At 43.3% G+C, this 20,185-nt stretch carries 16 protein-coding genes; 5 read left to right on the plus strand and 11 right to left on the minus strand.

Going from position 1 to position 20,185, the window contains the following annotated elements:
- The first annotated feature begins 462 nt into the window (after positions 1–462).
- Complete coding sequence (locus B2863_RS00215; protein ID WP_165597749.1) at positions 463–1,221, plus strand: IclR family transcriptional regulator; 759 nt, start codon at positions 463–465, stop codon at positions 1,219–1,221.
- 221 nt (positions 1,222–1,442) lie between these two features.
- Here the strand turns inward: B2863_RS00215 and mmsB are convergent, their stop codons facing one another.
- The 8 genes from mmsB to B2863_RS00255 form a co-directional block, all read right to left on the minus strand.
- Positions 1,443–2,420: a 3-hydroxyisobutyrate dehydrogenase gene (mmsB, locus tag B2863_RS00220; protein WP_414706848.1), complete on the minus strand. Its 978-nt coding sequence runs from the start codon at positions 2,418–2,420 to the stop codon at positions 1,443–1,445.
- A 136-nt stretch (positions 2,421–2,556) separates the two neighbouring features.
- Complete coding sequence (locus B2863_RS00225) at positions 2,557–3,822, minus strand: enoyl-CoA hydratase/isomerase family protein (RefSeq protein WP_296206732.1); 1,266 nt, start codon at positions 3,820–3,822, stop codon at positions 2,557–2,559.
- Between the two features lie 55 nt (positions 3,823–3,877).
- A complete protein-coding gene (locus B2863_RS00230; RefSeq protein WP_296206733.1) occupies positions 3,878–4,660 on the minus strand; it encodes an enoyl-CoA hydratase in 783 nt (260 codons plus the stop codon).
- 32 nt (positions 4,661–4,692) lie between these two features.
- The gene (locus tag B2863_RS00235) at positions 4,693–5,853 is read right to left on the minus strand and encodes an acyl-CoA dehydrogenase family protein (protein WP_296206734.1); all 1,161 of its coding nucleotides are present in this window, start codon (positions 5,851–5,853) and stop codon (positions 4,693–4,695) included.
- A gap of 219 nt (positions 5,854–6,072) precedes the next feature.
- Positions 6,073–7,557: a CoA-acylating methylmalonate-semialdehyde dehydrogenase gene (locus tag B2863_RS00240; RefSeq protein WP_296206735.1), complete on the minus strand. Its 1,485-nt coding sequence runs from the start codon at positions 7,555–7,557 to the stop codon at positions 6,073–6,075.
- Between the two features lie 343 nt (positions 7,558–7,900).
- Positions 7,901–9,922, minus strand: a complete 2,022-nt coding sequence (locus B2863_RS00245) for a propionate--CoA ligase (RefSeq protein ID WP_296206736.1) — start codon at positions 9,920–9,922, stop codon at positions 7,901–7,903.
- Between the two features lie 313 nt (positions 9,923–10,235).
- On the minus strand, positions 10,236–11,906 hold the full coding sequence (locus B2863_RS00250) for a fatty acid--CoA ligase (protein WP_290177411.1): 1,671 nt from the start codon (positions 11,904–11,906) through the stop codon (positions 10,236–10,238).
- 203 nt (positions 11,907–12,109) lie between these two features.
- Positions 12,110–13,300 (minus strand): MFS transporter, encoded by a 1,191-nt coding sequence (locus B2863_RS00255; protein ID WP_414706852.1) that lies wholly within the window; start codon positions 13,298–13,300, stop codon positions 12,110–12,112.
- A gap of 536 nt (positions 13,301–13,836) precedes the next feature.
- Between B2863_RS00255 and B2863_RS00260 the strand changes: the two genes are divergently transcribed.
- The 3 genes from B2863_RS00260 (at position 13,837) to B2863_RS00270 (ending at position 16,708) form a co-directional block, all read left to right on the plus strand.
- The gene (locus tag B2863_RS00260; protein WP_296206737.1) at positions 13,837–14,769 is read left to right on the plus strand and encodes a dienelactone hydrolase family protein; all 933 of its coding nucleotides are present in this window, start codon (positions 13,837–13,839) and stop codon (positions 14,767–14,769) included.
- A gap of 313 nt (positions 14,770–15,082) precedes the next feature.
- A complete protein-coding gene (locus B2863_RS00265) occupies positions 15,083–15,829 on the plus strand; it encodes a hypothetical protein (protein WP_296206738.1) in 747 nt (248 codons plus the stop codon).
- 132 nt (positions 15,830–15,961) lie between these two features.
- Positions 15,962–16,708, plus strand: a complete 747-nt coding sequence (locus B2863_RS00270; RefSeq protein WP_191113724.1) for a hypothetical protein — start codon at positions 15,962–15,964, stop codon at positions 16,706–16,708.
- A gap of 124 nt (positions 16,709–16,832) precedes the next feature.
- Here B2863_RS00270 and B2863_RS00275 read toward each other — a convergent pair whose 3' ends face one another.
- The 3 genes from B2863_RS00275 to B2863_RS00285 all read right to left on the minus strand — a co-directional run bounded on the left by B2863_RS00275 (position 16,833) and on the right by B2863_RS00285 (position 19,609).
- Positions 16,833–17,348 (minus strand): Rrf2 family transcriptional regulator, encoded by a 516-nt coding sequence (locus B2863_RS00275; protein WP_296206739.1) that lies wholly within the window; start codon positions 17,346–17,348, stop codon positions 16,833–16,835.
- Positions 17,349–17,707: 359 nt separating this feature from the next.
- Positions 17,708–18,145: a DUF3429 domain-containing protein gene (locus B2863_RS00280; protein ID WP_296206740.1), complete on the minus strand. Its 438-nt coding sequence runs from the start codon at positions 18,143–18,145 to the stop codon at positions 17,708–17,710.
- 69 nt (positions 18,146–18,214) lie between these two features.
- Entirely contained in the window at positions 18,215–19,609 is a 1,395-nt protein-coding gene (locus B2863_RS00285) for a DASH family cryptochrome (RefSeq protein ID WP_296206741.1), read from the minus strand.
- A 224-nt stretch (positions 19,610–19,833) separates the two neighbouring features.
- On the opposite strand from B2863_RS00285, the gene B2863_RS00290 reads away from it, so the two are divergent.
- Positions 19,834–20,082, plus strand: coding sequence for a hypothetical protein (locus B2863_RS00290; protein ID WP_296206742.1), 249 nt, complete (start codon positions 19,834–19,836; stop codon positions 20,080–20,082).
- Positions 20,083–20,185 lie beyond the last annotated feature (103 nt).

A 20,185-nucleotide genomic window follows, 5' to 3' on the forward strand; every position in this document is an offset into this window, starting at 1 on the left:
ATTTGCCATTATGTAAAGATTGCATAGGTACTGTAATAATTGCTACACCAATCTGTAAAAATTCGCTTTTATGTTACATAACGTCCTTAAAGTAACCAAACAGCGTAAACATGAGACTTCGCTTGCTTAATGTTTATGTAAGGGTATTGCAAAACATGTCCACATAGTTATCTAGAACGCACTTTGAATCAATGACAATTATATGGCTCAACCTTACAGAATAGTGTGCCTTGTGAGTTGACGTATCTATTGTTACGTATATAGGCAAATCTACGCCAACAAATAAAACGATATAAATGATCTCATATAACGCGACTAACGCTTGCCTCAAGCGAATATTATGCTAAATTAGTTGTTATAATAGATTTGTTATAGAACGTTAGTAATGTCACTATTTGTCTTATTTATGAAAACCTTGTGATGCTGCCTGCTCTATTTCTTTACTCCTAACGAGCCATATATATGCCTAAAGTATCGTCGATTACCCGTGTACTAGAAATCATCGAAGCAGTGTCCTATGCTTCAAAACCGCTTTCTCCACTTGAGCTCTCACAAGAGCTAGATATCCCTAAACCGACCATTCATAGATTGATTCAAAATTTGGTTGATGATGGTTTTTTGACTGTTGATATTGGTGGCGGTATTATCCCTGGTAAGCGCGTACGCAATTTGAGCGTTGAGCTCTGGCAGCAACGGTTATTTTTTAACGAACGGCAGATGATTTTGCAAAAGCTGGTTGACGAGCTAAAAGAAACTTGCGGCATTGGTATTCCTTATCATATGAATATGATCTATACCAATCGTGCTCAGACGACCTTGCCACTACAGATTTATCTTCCTGTCGGAGCAAAATCACCCATGTGGTGTACAGCGACTGGTAAGCTATATCTGAGCCAACTATCTACAACTAGCCGTATGAAAATACTACAAGGGTTACCATTAGATAAGTTTACTAAGAATACGATTACTGATATCGATGCATTAAATGCCGAGCTTGATCGCATTGCTGATACTGGTATCGGCATCGATAATGAGGAGTTTATCTCTGAGATGGTGGCAGTGGCTGTACCTATCTTGGATAAAAAGCAACGCTATCTGGCTTCTCTCTATCTGCATGCGCCAACCATACGCGTCTCATTAGATGATTTGCTGACGCACGTTCCAAGACTGCAAGAAGCAGCACAAGACGTTCAGACGCTCGTATATGATCTGCAAAGCTAATACTATCTATTAGCCATAAAAAAAAGTCTACGCTATGATTTTAGCGTAGACCTGTTTCTTTTTAGCAAATGCATTCTCTTAATTAATGCCACCTACTAATGATACGAAAAATTCTTAATATTAGTATCTTTAAGAATTGGTATTCCTAAAAATTGGTATGTCTAAGAAGGTTACATTCAAAAGAGACATAGTTAAGAGAGTCACGCTTAAGACAATCATGCTTAAGACAATAATGAGACATCATGACGTCCGATAATACTAGAAAAGTCTTTATCACCATTCTCTACAGTATGTGAGGCATATAACTCTGTTGCTTTAGCACCCATTGGCGTTTCTACTTCAGTGTCTTGAGCAGTTTGCATCGCAAGGTTTAAATCTTTTTGCATCAATTTGCTCATAAAGCCGCCTTGATAGCCATTGCTAGAGGGCACATTTTCCATGACTTGTGGATAAGGATTATAAACTTCTAATGTCCAGTTACGCCCTGAGCTCTGCAGCATGATATCTGATAGCACTTTGGGATCTAGACCGTTCTTGACTCCTAGATTAATCGCTTCTGCCGTGCCCGCCATCAAGATACCTAACAGCATATTGTTGCAAATTTTTGCGACTTGACCTGCGCCATGGTCGCCTGCATGAAAGATATTTTTCCCCATTACAGCAAGTATTGGCTCAGCCTTAGCAAAAGCAGCAGCATCGCCACCAACGATAAAGGTCAAACTACCAGCAACTGCCCCGCCTGTACCACCAGAGACTGGTGCATCCAAGAAGTCGATGCCAAGCTTACTTGCCGCCTCTGCTACTGTCCTTGCATCAGCCGCCGCAATCGTACTACTGTCAATCACAAGCGTGCCTTTTGGTAACTCTGCGAGCAATCCATCAGAGCCACTATCGCCTAAATATACAGAATGTACATGCTGACCTGCAGGTAACATACTAATCACGACTTGAGCATTACTTGCAGCGTCTTTAGGACTTTCTGCAACACTAGCCCCTGCTTGCTTCAAGCGCTTAGTAGCTGTCTCAGACAAATCAAAAACAGATAGCTCGTAACCTGCCTTTAATAAGTTCTCTGCCATTGGCGCACCCATATTCCCAAGCCCAATAAAGGCAATATTTGGTTTAGAGTTATTATTATCCATCGTACTTGTATCCTTTGTACCCATCTCATCACTCCTTGATGATTTATGATGTAGCAATAGCTACATACTATTTAACAGTATTTATTAGTGAATATTGCTTATTAATGAATGCTGCTATCTTATGTCTTAGCATCATTCTTCAAAGCGTTATAAAGTCGCTGACTGTTTTACGTTATAAATTTCTTTTAGGCAGTTAGCGGACATACTGACTACCCAAAGCGTCACTACCTAACCAACCTTCTAAAGGGTGCTCGTTTTTAGAATAAGGATTGCCAAAATGCTGATCGATATACGCCTGCCCTTCTACACTTAGACAGTCTGCCAATGAACGCGACCATTTGGGCTTTCTATCTTTATCAATTAATAATGCCCGCACGCCTTCTTTAAAATCAGGATTGGCCGCGCAATGTACTGCGACGTTGGTTTCTAAATACAGTACTTGTTCGACCGATAGGTCAGCGACTTTGTGATACAGCGCATAGGTTAATGCAGCCGTGACTGGGCAGCCATGCCGATAGGTTGCAACTGCTCGCTGAGTCCAACTGTCTTCTGCAAAGTCTTGGTTTAGCTGCATGAGTGCTTCATCGCTTTGTAGCAACGCATCAATATCAGCCAGACTACCACTATTCATTAGTTGCTGAATAGGCTGCCAGTATGTTGCAAGCTTACTATCAGGCAGTTCGGCTATTGGCAGCTCAGCAAGTGCACGGCTGACAATACTATGCGCACTATTGTCATGACACTTATTCGAACTGCTTGCGTTATCAACTGCCTGCCAGTTGCTCTGTTTGAGACATTGGATAACGGCATCATAGTCATGGCTGGCAACAGCATACTCTGCTAAATTGGCTAATAGCGCGTCACTGCCATTGCACATCGCGCCAGTTAAACCTAAGAACAAACCCGTCTTGGCAGGCATACGCTGCAAAAACCAACTGCCAGAAGCATCGGGGAACAGTCCAATTGTGACTTCAGGCATGGCAAAACGTGTGCGCTCAGTGACCAGACGATGACTACATCCTGCCATCAGCCCCATACCGCCGCCCATGATAATACCGTCGCCCCAAAGTATTAATGGCTTTGGATAAAAGTGCATTTGACGATAGAGACGGTACTCGTGACTAAAAAATTCAGTGGCATACGGGTTTGGCATTGGTGCACTGGTAGACATGCTGTCATAGAGCTTACGAATATCACCGCCCGCACAGAATGCTTTGTCGCCCGCACCTTTTAACACAAGCGCAACCACTTGCTCGTCCGCTTGCCACTGCTCTAACTGCGCTGAGAGCAATTGGCACATATCAACGCTGAGTGCATTAAGCGATTTAGGTGTATTGAGTGTCATGACTCCAATCAAGTGCCCGCAATCTGTCGACTCAGTATTGAACAACACAGGCGCTTCTTGAGCTGCATTATTTACTGACGTTTGGGAGTTAATATCATTCGTCGCTGATGTCATAAAAGTGACCTACAAAATTAAATAATAAAAATGGCTCAAGCGTTTTGACTGCTGTTTATTTGTTTTGCCAATTGGGTTTACGCTTGTCTAAAAATGCTTGTACCCCTTCGCGCTGATCTTTAGTATCAAACAACTTCACGAAAGCTTCGCGCTCATGGATAAGATTTTGCGCAGGCGGGGTATCTCTAGCCGCCTGAATCAGTTGCTTGGAATAACTGACGGCGACGGGTGATTGCTTTGCTACTTTTTTTGCTAAGTCCTGAGCGATTTGCAGACCCTCACCTTTTGCCACGACCTCTTCAACCAGACCGATACGCAATGCCGTATCCGCATCAACACGCTCACCGCACAGTATCATACGTTTGGCCCAACCTTCGCCTACTAACATAGGCAAATTTTGTGTGCCGCCAGCACATGGCAACAATCCTACACCTGTCTCTGGCAATGCCATCTGGGCATGCGCTTCTGCAATACGGATATCACATGCGAGTGCACATTCAAGTCCTCCACCCATCGCATAGCCATTGATAACTGCAATACTGACACCGCGATAGGCAGACAATGCTTCAAACGCCTCACCAAATGCAATCGCCATGCTGATGGCACGGCCTTTATCGCCGTCTGAGAAATTATTTAAATCTGCACCCGCTGAAAAGAACTTTTCGCCATCTCCATGCACGATCAGTGCATAGACATCGTCGTTGGCATTGAGGTCGGTAATGAGCTGCTTAAATGCATGTAGACTATCCATCGTCCACGTATGTGCCGGTGGGTTATTCAACGTCAATGTTGCGGTATGGCCATCAATTGATAGCTGTAGATTTGTATAATCTGTCATAAAACATCCTTGTTTCAGTAAAACGAGATAAATTAGCGAAGTTGACTTAACCCTTCATCTTGCAAAACCTGACGTGAAATAATCACTCGCATGATCTCATTGGTGCCTTCTAAGATTTGATGGACACGCAAGTCTCGCACATGGCGCTCAAGCGGATACTCATTTAGATAACCATAGCCGCCGTGCAACTGCAGAGCTTCATTGGCAACATCGAAACAAAGATCCGTAGACAGACGTTTTGCCATCGCGCAGTAGGTAGACGCTTGTCCATCATTGTTGTCGACTTTATCAGCTGCTAGATACAGCATTTGGCGCGCGGCAATGGTCTGAGTCAACATATCAGCAAGTTTAAACTGTACTGACTGTAAGTTGGCAATTGCACTACCAAACTGGCTGCGCTCTTGCACGTAACTGGTTGCGGTCTCTAACGCCGCTTGTGCCGTTCCTACTGCACAAATACCGATATTAATACGGCCACCATCTAACCCCTTCATAGCGATACGAAAGCCTTGACCTTCCTCACCTATCAGGTTTTCTACTGGTATTTTTACATCTTTAAAACTAATTGTCCGTGTTGGTTGTGCTTTCCAGCCCATTTTGTGCTCGTTTTTACCATATTCGATACCAGCACTATTGGCATCTACGACGAACGCGGATACGCCTTTTGGCCCTGCCGCGCCCGTGCGTGCCATCACCACCAATACATCGGTTGAGCCTGCGCCAGAAATAAAGGTTTTTTCACCGTTCAGTACGTAATGCTCGCCTTGCTTTTCCGCTTTGGTACGTAAGGAGGCTGCATCAGACCCTGCATTTGGTTCTGTTAGGCAATAGCTGCCAAGCCACTCACCGCTGACCATATTGGGTAGATATTTTTTGCATAGCGTATCGCTACCATATTCACCAATCATCCATGCGGCCATGTTATGAATACTCATATACGCTGCTACAGCCGTGTCGCCCCATGCAAGCTCTTCGAATACCATCGCTGAGTCCAGTCTTGGTAGGCCTAAGCCATCATATTCTGGATTGGTGTACAGTGCCAAAAAGCCAAGCTCACCAGATTTTTTGATCACATCTACTGGGAAGTGCGAGTTGCGATCCCATTCAGCAGCATTTGGCTTTAGCTCTTTTTGCGCAAACTGACGGGCGGTTTGGCGAAAGGCGACTTGGTCATCGGTCAATGAAAAATCCATAGGGTCATCCTTGTTCTTATAGATCGAATAGAGGGCTTAAATCTCAGATAAACGTTAATAAAAGCGCTAGTAAAAATGTTGGTCAGAGATTTTATAAGACATTAGCGCGACATGATAGCGGCATAACGATAATAAAATTGCGTTTAATAGTACCGCAAGTCGCATTATCGTCATACCGAAAACACAAAATGTCATACTGAAAATACAGTGAGCTGACGATTAAATTGAAATCGTTGTGTTGACACCGCGGCTCGCTTCATCATCAAACCAACGTGCGGTCACTGTCTTTGTCTGAGTATAGAACTGTACCGCTTGCTTGCCGTAAGGCCCTAGATCACCAAGCTTACTGGCACGTGAACCTGAGAATGAGAACATTGGAAGTGGCACAGGAATTGGCAAATTAATACCAATTTGACCGACCTGAATGTCTTGTTGGAATTTGTGGGCTGCCGCTCCTGACTGGGTAAATATTGCGGTACCATTGCCATGTGGATTGGCATTGAGCAGTGCAATTGCTTCGTCCAAGCTATCAGCGCGCATAATGCACAGTACTGGTCCGAATATTTCCTCTTTATAAATTTGCATATCGCTTGTGACATTATCAAAGATCGTCGGGCCTACAAAGTTACCTTTTTCGAACCCTTCAACGGTAATTCCGCGACCATCCAAAATCAAGCTCGCGCCCTCTTCTACCCCAGTATCAATCAAGTGCTCGACACGGGCCTTTGCAGCAGGCGAAATCAATGGTCCCAAATCCTTGTCATTTTTCCCAGCTGAGACGACCAAGCTTTCCGCTTTTGCTTTAATCTCGTCAATCCACTCACCAGCTGCGCCTACTAGCACGACCACTGATAATGCCATACAGCGTTGACCAGCTGCACCAAATGCTGCGCCTGCTAGCTGATTGAGCGTTTGCTCTTTATTGGCATCAGGCAGGATAACGCCATGATTTTTGGCACCCATCATGCACTGGGCACGCTTACCTGATTGGCTAGCACGCTCATAGACGTGTTTGCCTACATGAGTAGAGCCGACAAAAGAAACCGCTTTGATATCTGGATGGTCGCAGATAGCATCGACGGTTGCTTTGCCACCATGTACTACGTTTAGCACGCCTTCTGGTACGCCCGCTTCAATCGCTAGCTCTACCAAACGCATAGTCACCATCGGATCTTGCTCAGACGGTTTTAGGATAAATGTGTTGCCCGTAGCAATCGCCATTGGGAACATCCATAGCGGAATCATCGCTGGAAAGTTGAATGGCGTAATACCAGCACAAACGCCGAGTGGCTGCCAAATACTATAAGTATCGACCCCTGACGCAACGTTTTCTACGAAGTCGCCGATTTGCAGATTGGCGATACCAGCGGCATGCTCTACCACTTCTAGACCGCGAAACACATCACCGCGCGCATCTGCAATCGTTTTGCCTTGCTCTGCGGTCAAGATTTCTGCCAGCTCATCCATATGATCGCGAATCAAAGATTGATATTTCAAAAAGATACGCGCACGCGTGGTGATTGGCGTTTTGCGCCATGTTGCAAACGCAGTCTGTGCGGATGCAACCGCTTGGTTAATCTCATCATTGGTGGTTTGTGGGACTTTGGCGATGACTTCTTGCGTCGCTGGATCGGTGATGTCAATCCATTCATCGGTGTTTGATTGTACGAACTGACCATTGATGAGCTGTTGAACGTGGTGCATAAGATATCCTTATCTTTTTTGCGAGACTACCGTGTGACGGCACCTAGATATTTATTAGAAAAATAAAAGCAATGAGGGTTTGTCTATAAAACATTCATAAAAAATTGAATTTTAAAATGATTTATTTTGTATCGTTATTGACTATAACAATAAATCAATTTTACGGTCAAGCGCTTTATCAAATTTTTATATAAGTTTATTTTAATAGCACGTGTTCCTATAAAAATTGTTTAAATAATAAAAACGAGAAAGCCCATGATGACTCATGAGCTTTTTGAAATTAACCTATCTTTCAGCTGCGATTAACATCATCGCTAACTCATATAGTGCTAATTTATACCAATCAATAATCCTTCATTGCTTGCTTAATCGCATCAATAGCAGTTGGGTTATCAAGCGTTGACATATCTCCTGTCGGTTGGTTTTCCGCCAGTGCACGAATTGAACGACGTAAGATTTTTCCAGAGCGGGTTTTTGGCAGTGCCTGTGGGAAATAGATAGCAGCTGGTCGCGCAATGCCGCCCAAAGATTTGACGACAGCCCCTATCACTTGCTGCTCGATGCGAAAACGGTTTTCGGTGGTTTCAATTTGCGTTTGATCTTTTAGGACACAGAATGCAATAGGTAGCTCGCCTTTTAGCTCGTCTTGAATACCCACCACAGCACACTCTGCCATCTCTGGATGTGTGCTGATGGCCTCCTCTATCTCTTGTGTGCCTATGCGATGTCCTGCAACGTTAATCACATCATCGGTACGCCCTAAGATGTAGAAATACCCTTCTTCATCTGTTACTGCATAGTCCGAGGTTGAGTACTGCTGACCATCAAACAGACCAAAATAGCTGCTAATAAAACGCTCGTCGTTACGCCATACCGTGGTGAGACAGCCAGGCGGTAGCGGTGCTTTAATTGCAAGCAACCCTTTTTCGCCAGCCTGACAAGGATCGCCTGTTTCCTCATTGATAACATGCGCCTCATAGCCATACATCGGGTAACCAGGTGACCCCTGCTTGTGCGGCTTATGATTGAACTTTGGCGTATGGCTCAAGATTGGCCAACCAGACTCTGTTTGCCAATAGTGATCTAAAATTGGTACGCCTAGATGCTGAGTCAACCAATTAGCCGTCGATTCATCAAGCGGCTCGCCTGCCAAAAAGAACGACTTCACACTGGAGACATCGTAACGCGTCATCCAGCTTTCGTCTTGCTTTTTGAGCATACGCACGCCTGTAGGAGCGGTGAATAAAATATTAACTTTGTTAGCTTCAACGATACGCCACCAGATACCTGGGTTTGGCATATGCGGCAAGCCCTCATACATAATACTGGTCATACCAGCCAGTAACGGCGCATAGATCGTATAAGAATGCCCAACGGCCCAACCAATATCAGATATTGCCCAAAACGTCTCGCCCGCCTTGCCATCATAGACATAATCCATTGACGTCGTCAGCGCAACTGCATGACCGCCTGTATCCCGCTGCACTCCTTTTGGTGTGCCAGTAGTACCAGAAGTATAAAGCAGATAAGACGGGGTGTTTGACTCAAGCCAAACTGGATCTACGACTGCATTGGCCTCACAACTATGACGACGCTCGGTCGCATAATCAACATCGATGTCTTTTGCCTCAAACGGCAATATACCGCGATTGACCACCAGTACATGCTCTGGCTTAACAGATGCTTGCTCGACGCCTTGATTGACTAGGCTTTTATAATTAATGACCTTACCGCAGCGCAGCCCTGCATCTACCGTAATGACCATTTTGGCCTCGGCATCATCCATACGGATAGCCAAGTTATGGGCGGCAAACCCACCAAATACGACTGAATGCACGGCACCAATACGAGCACACGCCAGCATGGCATAAGCCGCTTCTAATATCATTGGCATATAGATAATGACACGGTCACCTTTACCAATACCGTGACGCTGTAGCACATCGGCAAAATAATTAACTTCTTTATACAAGTCATTATAAGTCAGGCGGCGCTTGGTATAGTCTGTATAAAACTCGACGTTGTTACCTAAATCTTTAAACGAATCAACGACCGCTGGAAAGGTTTCTATCAATTCTTGATTAATCTCTGATGACACCCACACAAAAGCATCTTGCTCTGCCCGGTCTGCTAGATGGCGATCGACGCAGTTATAACAAAGATTTGTCTCACCGCCGACGAACCATTTGGCAAAAGGCAGATTACTGTCATCTAGAATTTGCTCAGGCTCTTTATGCCAATAGATACGCTTCGCCTGCTCAGCCCAAAATTGCTCTCGATCCGTAATAGACTCATGATAAATATCAGCGAAGTTTGGCGTGTCTGTCGTTTGGGTAGAAACTGGAGATTGGGAATGGTCGCTCATAGTAGCTGTCCTTAGCATAAACGAGAAATGAGGCAATAGTACTTTATAGTTAAGGCACTTAATAAGTTATAACGGTATTCACCTCGCGCGACGCTCTGTCTGCGTGCAACTGGCTGATACCAACTCTAAAATGCTTCAACTATAAAAAACCATGTCTTAGTAAATACTGGTCATCCTTGCCAGAATTAAAAAACCGATACATATCGTATCGGTTTAAAATGTAGCAGAGCCTATCGAAAAGGTCAACTATTAAGCGTGTAATACGCGCTACATTTTGACGAATACAAATATTTGAACATTTAACTAATACTAATCAAATCTCAGTTTGATTGGCATACATCTCACGCATAACTTTTTTGTCATGTTTACCGACGGAAGTTTTTGGTAGCTCATCAACGAACTTAAACTGGCTTGGCACACCATATTTAGGAATGATACCGCGCTCTACCGCTTTTTCTGCAATCGCTTTGATATCATCAGCACTGGTATCCTTAGCATCAGGCTTTAATACCACCAAAGCCAACGGACGCTCACCCCATTGCTTATCACGCACGCCAATCACTGACACATCGGCTACTGACGGATGTAGTGATAAAATAGTCTCAATCTCTAATGATGAAATCCACTCACCACCTGATTTGATCACGTCTTTTAAGCGATCGGTGATTTTGATATAGCCATCAGGACGTATGTAGGCGATGTCTTGGGTATGCATATAGCCATTTTCCCATAGCTCTTTGCCAGCGTCGTCATTTTTGAGATAGCTTTGGGTCAACCAAGGCGCACGCAATACAAGCTCGCCTGTATTTTCTGGCCCAGTTCCCACTGACTTGTTGCCTTCGCCCCATACCTGAGCATCGACCATAAGTACGGGTTTACCTGTCATACAACGACGGGCAATGTCTTCTTCTTCAGTCATTTCAGGCTCATCGAGACTAAAACCCGTTAAGCTAATAAGCGGGGCGGTCTCTGACATCCCGTAGCCTGTGTAAACTTCAATGCCTTGTGCCATCGCCGTTTTGGCTAGACCTTCGGTCAATCTTGAACCACCAATAATCATTTTTAGACCATTAAAGCTAGCGTCGCGGTCTTGTGCTTCTTTGAGTACCATTTGCAAAATCGTTGGTACACAATGGGTGATACTGACCTTTTCATTGACAATTAAGTCCATCAACGTATCAGGCGCATAGCGACCTGGATAGACTTGCTTTAGACCCACCATGGTTGCTGTAAACGGAAAACCCCATGCATGCACATGGAACATTGGCGTCATCGGCATATAGACATCCCCATAGCTCACGCCTTGCTTATCAGGCAGCATCCCCAAAGTTGCCGCTTCTGCTAGTGTATGTAGCACTAGCTGACGATGGCTAAAGAAAACCCCTTTTGGATCACCTGTCGTGCCTGACGTATAAAAGGTCGTCGCAATGGTATTTTCATCAAAATCTGGGAAATCAAATTCGCTATTCGCAGCTTCTAGTAGTGCTTCATACTCGCCTGTGACACGGCTTTGGTTGCTACCAAAGATACCTTCAGCAGTGACACCATTGTCATCAAGCCAGATAATATGCTCAATACTTGAGTTCTCGAACTGATAGTCTTTAACCAATGGCGCAAACTCAGAGTTGAGCATCAGCACTTTAGGCTTGGCATGGTTGATGGTATAAAGGATTTTTTCAGGCGATAGACGGATATTGACAGTCTGTAAAACGTACTCTGACATTGGTACGGCAAAATAAGACTCAAGATAGCGATGACTGTCCCAATCCATCACGGCAACCACATCACCTGCATCGAGCTTTAGGTCTGCTAATACATTGGCCAAGCGATTGATACGCTCAAACAGCTCTTTATAAGTCAGGCGCTTTTTGTCCGCATACACAATCTCTTGATCTTGCGATACCGTTTTTGCACGGCTTAATAATTGCTTGACCAGTAATGGATAATCGTAGGCAGATGGTGCACTGTGGTAAATGTTTGACATAGATCTGACTTCCTTGTTTGTTGTACTTATAAGGGATAAATAATAATCAAGTTAATAGCAGCATAAAATCTAATGCGCTAATCATTTTAATTTTTATAATAACATCGTTATTGATAGTAAGAAAAAAGCGACGCCGTGTAAAGCGGTCTTACATTAAGTATCATAAGATGACTGACCGAGCCTACATTAAATCAGACAGCCAATCACTTTGCCCGTACTGTGGTTTTAATCATCCCAAAACTGGCTATTAATAACGCCAATACCTGCACAAACAGTAATAACCATACGGTAAGAGACCACTGCCCTCGCGCATAAGCTATGCCACCCAGCCATGCCCCTAGCGTACCGCCTGTATAGTAGCCCATATAATATAGACCCGAAGCTAATGAACGACCCTTTTTTACGTTGACCGCGATATAACTGATGGTTGCTGATTGGGTAACAAACACACCCGAGGACATAATTGCTAGTCCTATGATCACTCCCCACAAAGGCGTAACCAAGGTCAATAACAAACCCACCATCGATACAACAATAGCGACACGGACCGTACGCGCCGAGCCAAACCGACGTAGCAATTTACTAGACAATGGCGTGATAACAACGCCCAATAGATATACTGCAAAAATATTAGCAAGTGCCCCTGTCGTCAACTGATACGGTTCATCTGCCAGATGTAAATTAATAAAAGTGAAGCAGCCTACAAGGGAGAACAGCACGCAAGCGCCAAGCAGACATGCTGTTACCACATAGCGATTGGTGACGTGCTCACCCAGCGTCTGTATCGCTGAGCGAAAATTAGGGTTGGCCACAAAGTGACGAGACGATGGTAGCATCTTGCCGACCCATATCGCGCCTAGCAAGGTCATTGCGGTCATGACGTAGTAACCATGCCGCCAGCCAATCAACTCATGCAAATGCCCCAGCAAGAACCGACCCATAAAGCCGCCAAGCACGCATCCTGACACATAAAAGGACATCAACTCAGTCATTGCCCGGCCCTCAAACTCCTCACCGATATAGGCAATTGTCACCACCGTAATACCCGGTACAGACAATCCTTGCATGAAGCGCCAAATGCCGACCCATTCAATGCTCGAGCTCTGGGCAATAAGCGCTGTTGGTATCGCTAAAAACAATAAAGCGCCAACGATAAACGACTTGCGCCCGACTGCATCTGAGAGCATACCCAAAAATGGTGACATAATCGCAATAGCCAATACAGTGGCACCAACGATCATGCCAGCCTGTACTTCGGTCGCAGCAAAGTCCACCATCATGACTGGTAGCACCGCTTGAATAGAATACACTTGCAAAAAAGCAAACATACCTATCAGGCCAATTGTGAGCTTCAATATCCACGACGTTGAATGATTGGATGTGACTGGTGGCACAGCTGTTATATCTTGAATCTGATCTTTAGAATTATTCACAGGGGATCTGACTATATTGGTTATACCATGACTGTAAATGATAACCGTCACTGGCGTGGATGGTAGAGAGGAATAAAGGTGATTTATGCTAAATGTATAAGCAAAAGCACCGTTATTAAACGATAAATGTTCATCATAATGACAAGCCAATTATGGTAGCACATTCATCAATATACTCAGGTTTAAAAGTGTTATTGCCTCTTGATAGATTCTTTATTTGGGTTCGAGATTATCGTAGAAAAACTTGACTAGGAATCACATTTCGACTTAAGACGGTGAAGACAGTTTTCGACTCACAAGGTCATGATCAACGTTACGTTTATTGCATATACAGGGTAGTATGGTCAGATGCTGTTGACGCATTTGTTAATCATTTAACTACTTTAACGATTGATAACAGTGACAGTTAACAATCACTACCTACGTCTATTTTTTCTAACCTAGAGACGTGCACGACTACACAATCTTTTAGAATACAATTTACTATGACGAAAAATATGGTGCTTTCAAAAATTATTATCGCGATGAGTATATTGGTTTTCTCTACGATGGCTGTAGCAGAAATAACTGTGTCAGAAACTAGCGTTAAAGGTCTCAGTCCAGTTGGATCAACACTCGACGCTACAAACTCACTAGCGGCAGTAGACTGTATAAAGGATGACGCTATCACTGCTACTGAGCTCACTAAAACACGTGATAACGGTCCGTTTTCTGTAAAGTCCAAGCACGTGAGTCGTCAATCTGCCAATGGCTTTGGTGGCGGTACCATACATTATCCAACGGATGCTGCTAACTGTGGTCTGCTAGGTGGTATCGCGGTGGTGCCAGGTTACGTGTCGTATGAGTCTTCGATCAAATGGTGGGGGCCGCGTTTGGCCTCTTGGGGATTTGTGGTTATTACTATTAATACTAGCTCCATTTACGATAACCCAGATAGCCGTGCTGAACAATTGAGCGCGGCTCTCGATCATCTCATCGCTGATGAAACAGTGGGGCATATGATCGATCCAAATCGTTTGGGCGCTATTGGCTGGTCAATGGGCGGCGGCGGTGCGCTACGACTGGCAACTGAGCGCAGTACGGTGCAAGCCATCATTGCACAAACGCCCTATCACGATACGAGCTATGGCGCGATGGATACGCCTGCTCTATTCATCGCTTGTGAAAATGACCGTATCGCCCCGAATAAAAAATATACCAATACTTTTTATCAAAAAGCTGACGGTCCAAAAATGAAGGTCGAGATTAACAACGGCAGTCATTTTTGTGCCAGTCATCGTTTTAACGAGAAACTATTAAGTAAACCTGCTATTGCATGGATGCAACGTTATATTAACGGTGACACACGTTTTGATAAATTCTTATGTGGCAATGAAAGCTACATAGATGATCCTCGTATCTCAGCCTATGATTACGAAGACTGTTTATAAGCTATTTTCAACCTACTTACGAAAGGAAGGACTGATAGCTCTAACTGTTAATAATGACATTTGAATAACAACTCTTTTTTATTTTTACACATTTACATTGCTTCTATCTTTTTTCTTACAGACTTTACTACCATAAAAATTAATAATCATATGGTCAATCCTCTATAAATTGGATACGGTGTCAGGCTCGCTTAGTCTACAAATTGTAGTACTTTCACTCGCCTTCCTTGTATCCAAATTATATTGAACCGACTGTAGGCTGCTACAAACAAATAAAACAATTGAATAAATGAACGATTAAGGAGCAATGTTGATGACTGATGAGATGTATGACTTGGGTGCAGGGTTTTGGAGTATTCGAGGCTCTTTTATCAAAAACGGTATCCTTGACATTGGTGTTCAATGTGCACTCATAAGACTACCATCAGGTCGATTTATATTCTTAGATAGCTATACATTAACTGGCGATGTGCGTCAGCAAGTCATGGCATTGACCAATGATGGTCAAAATGTCGAAGCCGTCCTCAATGTTCATCCGTTTCATGCAGTACACTGTGCTCAAATGGCCAAAGACTTTCCGCAAGCGACCTTTTATGGCAGTAGCAGACATCCAGAGCAAGTACCTGAAGTCAATTGGGCAAATGACTTGGTCGAAAGCGATGCCATTGCTGCGCGCTACCCTGAACTCAAATTCTCTATACCTCAAGGCATCTATTACATCTCACCTAACAAGACGGTTCATGCTAGCTCATTATTGGTCTATCATCCTGCTAGCCAGAGCATTTATGTCGATGATACCTTTGAGATACCCCCTTCCAAGTTAATAAATGCCGTGCAGCCTAACCTCGGCTTACACCCTACTACCAAAAAAGCGCTCAAAGATGAGCCAAACGCAGCTAAGCACTATTGTGATTGGGCAGTAGAGCTGGCACACGAGTGGCGTGATGGTCGTCATTTTTGCGGCGCGCACTCGGGATTGGTTATATTTGAGGAAGGTCAATTTGAGACAGCACTTATATCAGCGATTGATTTGGCTTGCCCTGAGCTTGAGAAAGTATAAAAACAAATATAAAAGCGTAAAGAGTTAGAACACATACCATTAAAACAACTCGAAAGATGAAGCTTACAGTGAAAAATTAGCTTTGTTTTATTTACATATTCTATTTCATTTACTAGACGAGGAAAATTATAAATGACTGATCACATTCATGATTTAGGCGCAGGATTTTGGAACATACGCGGAACATTCCGTCTCGGTGGCGTACTAAATATCGGCACTCAATGCTCGCTAGTCAAGCTATCATCAGGAAAATTTATCTTTTTGGACAGTTACGCCCTAACGGGTGATGTTCGAGATGAGATTATGGCATTGACCAATAATGGTCAAGATGTCGAAGCTGTCCTCAACGTACATCCGTTTCATACAGTCAGCTGTGCTCAAATGGCCAAAGACTTCCCGCAAGCGACGTTTTATGGCAGTAGCCGTCACCATAAAAAAGTACCAGAAATCAATTGGGCAGATGATTTGGTAGAAAGTGACGCAGTCGCTGCACGCTATCCTGAGCTTAAGTTTTCAATGTCAGAGGGCATTTACTATATATCGCCCAATGAGATGATTCATGCAGGTTCTTTATTGGCTTATCATCCTGCCAGTCAAAGCTTGCACGTAGATGATACTTTTATGAGTCCACCATCGAAGTTATTAGAAACTGTATTACCTGAGCTAATACTGCACCCTACGACCAAAAAAGCACTGAAAAACGAGCCAAACGCTGGTGCGCAATACTGCGACTGGGCGACCAATTTGGCTCATGAATGGCGTGACGTACGCAATTTCTGCGCTGCGCATTCTTATCTTGTTCAGTTCAAAGAAGGTGGGTTTGAGAAAGCACTGGTGAAAGCCGTTAAGAAAGCACGTCCAAAACTAGAAAACGCCTAATTTCTCACACTTTAAACATATATTCTTAATAAGCATAAAAATGGGTCGCTATTACTGTATTTACTAGTGTAGTGACCCATTTTTTGAGCCAATGACTTTATGAAATATGCGATTATCGAAGCTGTTACCGAAACAGCAATGTCGCTAGCTCATCTTCATTGTTCAGAATATCTGCCAATGTATAACGCTCAAGCACATTGATAAATGCGGTGAGCGCTTCAAAAAACACGCTTTTTAGCTGGCAGGCTGGACTAATCACGCAGCCTAGTGATTTATTCTTTTCTTCCTCAATGAATGTCACTGGCAAATCCGCCTGATGAGCGCCCTGCTCACTATCCTTATGAGACGCTGGTACGGCAAAGCACTCTACTAGATTAAAATCAGGCTCTATCTGTTTGATCAATACGCCCAAATTAATATCTTTAGGTACACGTGCCAATCGTATGCCACCGTTTTTGCCACGCACACTTTCTATATAACCGAGCTGACCCAGCTGATGAATAATCTTGGTCAAATGACTTTTAGAAATACCATAACTATCAGCAATATCGCTAATATTAGCCAATAGTGATGGATCTGGTCTCACGGCTAAATAAATCAATGAGCGTAGCGCGTAGTCACTATAATTGGTCAGTCGCATGTACTTGCGCTCCTATTTTTATAAATTTTATACATTAAGCTAGGGCGTGTCATCAATTAGGTTATGAGCATTAAAATAAGATAAATTGATGCTAAATAAGGAAAAGTTCGCAGTGAATATGAACATATTGACAAGAACTTTGACACAGTTTAGCGAAAATTTAGCCATTTTAAGGCCATAAATTGCATCAATGTGCTAATTGATGACACGCCTTAGACAAAGTAAGTCGTATTTTTGGTAATAACGTTTAGACATAGCATTTACGGTAATCTCTCAAATCAACGTCCCAAGTATAAAAACAGAGAAAGCAAGCTGTCTGTTCTTTAGCTGTTATTTGGCCATGACTTAGTTAATATCACTTACAACTGTAATGCCGCGATGACTAACGATATGACCACTATCACCGTGACATACTGCCTTACTTTAAAGTAAGCATGACTGATAATCTGCGCTTGATGAAGGCTATAATCAATAACCAACAGACTTATAAAACCAATCACTAATAGCCAAACAAAGCTACTGGCTGATAATATTAAAAACCCAAGCCAAAGGCCAAGCGCAATGACATTGCTATATAGTGGAAGTCTAATAGCCCACTTATTGTCGTCAGCTAAATCTAAATGATTACCCCAATGCGCGCCTGCCATAAATGAGCCAATCACTAGTCCATAAGCACTTAATACATCGACTACTGAACCAAGTATAGGCACGGTAACAATGTCTACCATCAGCAAAAATGCACAGGCGACAAACGGAATAGCACCTGCAAAAGTTAAATAAGGACTGGGCTTTTTCATTGTTTAAACCTATCTTATGATTACTCTAATAATAGCTATCACCTGTTGAATGGGTGTTTTCGACATACATTAATCGCTCTTTTGAGTGTTGCCTTGCCACTGACGAATAAACTCACCGTTTGGATCGTATTGCTGGGTTTGCTTGTCTAGATTAAACTGCCTGCACCCTCTGGGGTCAGCGCCCACGCCTGCCAGATATTGCCAATTGCCCCAATTACTGCCGACATCATAATCAACAAGATATTGCTCAAAGTAAGCTGCCCCGTAACGCCAATCAAGGCCTAACTCATGGATAAAGCAACTGGCAACCAATTGTCGTCCGCGATTCGACATATAACCTGTCGTGTTCAATTGGTTCATGCATGCGTTGACGATAGGATACGGTGTCGTACCATTTTTCCATTGTGCTAACAGATTTTCGTTCAATTGAGTTGAAGGCGTGTGCTGACTGATACCTTTAAACCAAAATAACTTTTGCTGATAGGTGACAGCATACCAGTAGAAATACTCACGCCATAGCAGCTCAAACCATATCCAGTAGGTAGAGTCATTTGCGATAATATCGCGCTCATAACGGCGCAAACGATTTAATACTGTGTTTACAGACAGCGAGCCGTTTGCAAGCCAAGCGGAAAACTTTGTGGAATGCGCCCACTCATCTAGCGCGTTTCGGGTAGTTTTATAAGTGCTGGGCGCATCGGAATCGAAATAGGCATCTAAGTGCTTAAGGCCATTTAACTCACCACCTCTAAAACTGGATGGCTGCTGTGATGGCTTATCACGCTCTGCCTGATTAGACAACTGAGATTCAAAAAAGTACTCGTTCCTACTCTGCATATTGTCAGGTAATGGGGCAAGTGTTTCTGGCGTTGGATAAATTGCTATATCTTTTTCTGCATGCAGCAAATCATAATCGGTTTCTATTTGTTTACGAAACTGTGTAAAGCTTTTGGGTAAGCTCTCTAGCGGTAACTCGTCAAACAAAGTCGATGTTGTTTGAATGTGCCACTGTATCTCTGGATATTTCGCCTGTAGAAGGTCATATACTTTGTTTTGATTATAATCTGCCTTCTGGCTGATGCAGATATCTGTCACTTGTTGCTGCGCTATTAGATCACTCAACTGAGTAAAGACGTCCAATGCTTCATCGCCTTTCTGTAAATACAGCAACCTATTACCCCGCTGAATCAATGACGCATTTAAATCAGCCAAGCTCTCATGCAAGAACTGCTGGCGGGCTTGACCCATAGCCTCATAACGATAGGCGTCGTAATGGTCTTTATCGTCTAATATATCTGTCAACGATGACGCATAAACCAATAGCAGCTTTCCATCAGTGGAAATTTCAGATGCTTTTAATAGAGTGGCATTGTCCGCTACTCGCAAGTCATTATGGAATAGCACCAATGTAACATTTCTGTTCGCTGAGTTATTCTCTGAGTTGTTCGCTGCTTGATTTAGCATACCCTATCCTTCTGGCTGTTTAGCGCTTATCTATTATTTTTAATATTTAGTCTTTAATCTTGAAATGTCATATACGATGTAAAACATACTTAGGGCGTATTGAACATTCAACTATGATGCGAGCCTAATACTTGTAAGGCAATGCGCTCAGCCCCAGAAACTACTTATAAGCATTGACTCTCATGTGTCTGACTGCTTAAATGGCTTACCTCTAGGAGAACACCATGACTCAAAATAATACTACGACTGAAGAAAATAAATCAGATGAAAAGCGTAAACTTATCAATCGATTTTTGATGAGATTGACAAAAGAACAGCCTCAAATGTATTACGCAACCACCTCTGAGATATCGCGAAGTATTCATACGATGATAAAAGAGCACACCAATCGCCTATCGGTAGAAGAACAAGCACTGGTAAGACGGATGAGTATGGAAGAGATTGAAGGGTTACTTGGTTTTCATGCCAGATAAGAGATTGACCAACTTCAAATACGTTATTATCAGTAAGTTGCCAAATGACACACAAAAAAAGACCGCTATCAAAGCGGTCTTTTTTATTAGCTATTAACATTCT

The sequence above is a fragment of the Psychrobacter sp. UBA3480 genome (genome assembly GCF_002377945.1).
GTDB lineage: Bacteria > Pseudomonadota > Gammaproteobacteria > Pseudomonadales > Moraxellaceae > Psychrobacter.

Bases quoted from the DNA above. Each gene is read 5' to 3' on its own strand.
- B2863_RS00215 (WP_165597749.1), top strand. From the start codon at position 463: ATGCCTAAAGTATCGTCGATTACCCGTGTACTAGAAATCATCGAAGCA.
- B2863_RS00225 (WP_296206732.1), bottom strand. From the start codon at position 3,822: ATGACATCAGCGACGAATGATATTAACTCCCAAACGTCAGTAAATAAT.
- B2863_RS00230 (WP_296206733.1), bottom strand. From the start codon at position 4,660: ATGACAGATTATACAAATCTACAGCTATCAATTGATGGCCATACCGCA.
- B2863_RS00235 (WP_296206734.1), bottom strand. From the start codon at position 5,853: ATGGATTTTTCATTGACCGATGACCAAGTCGCCTTTCGCCAAACCGCC.
- B2863_RS00240 (WP_296206735.1), bottom strand. From the start codon at position 7,557: ATGCACCACGTTCAACAGCTCATCAATGGTCAGTTCGTACAATCAAAC.
- B2863_RS00245 (WP_296206736.1), bottom strand. From the start codon at position 9,922: ATGAGCGACCATTCCCAATCTCCAGTTTCTACCCAAACGACAGACACG.
- B2863_RS00250 (WP_290177411.1), bottom strand. From the start codon at position 11,906: ATGTCAAACATTTACCACAGTGCACCATCTGCCTACGATTATCCATTA.
- B2863_RS00260 (WP_296206737.1), top strand. From the start codon at position 13,837: ATGGTGCTTTCAAAAATTATTATCGCGATGAGTATATTGGTTTTCTCT.
- B2863_RS00265 (WP_296206738.1), top strand. From the start codon at position 15,083: ATGACTGATGAGATGTATGACTTGGGTGCAGGGTTTTGGAGTATTCGA.
- B2863_RS00270 (WP_191113724.1), top strand. From the start codon at position 15,962: ATGACTGATCACATTCATGATTTAGGCGCAGGATTTTGGAACATACGC.
- B2863_RS00275 (WP_296206739.1), bottom strand. From the start codon at position 17,348: ATGCGACTGACCAATTATAGTGACTACGCGCTACGCTCATTGATTTAT.
- B2863_RS00280 (WP_296206740.1), bottom strand. From the start codon at position 18,145: ATGAAAAAGCCCAGTCCTTATTTAACTTTTGCAGGTGCTATTCCGTTT.
- B2863_RS00285 (WP_296206741.1), bottom strand. From the start codon at position 19,609: ATGCTAAATCAAGCAGCGAACAACTCAGAGAATAACTCAGCGAACAGA.
- B2863_RS00290 (WP_296206742.1), top strand. From the start codon at position 19,834: ATGACTCAAAATAATACTACGACTGAAGAAAATAAATCAGATGAAAAG.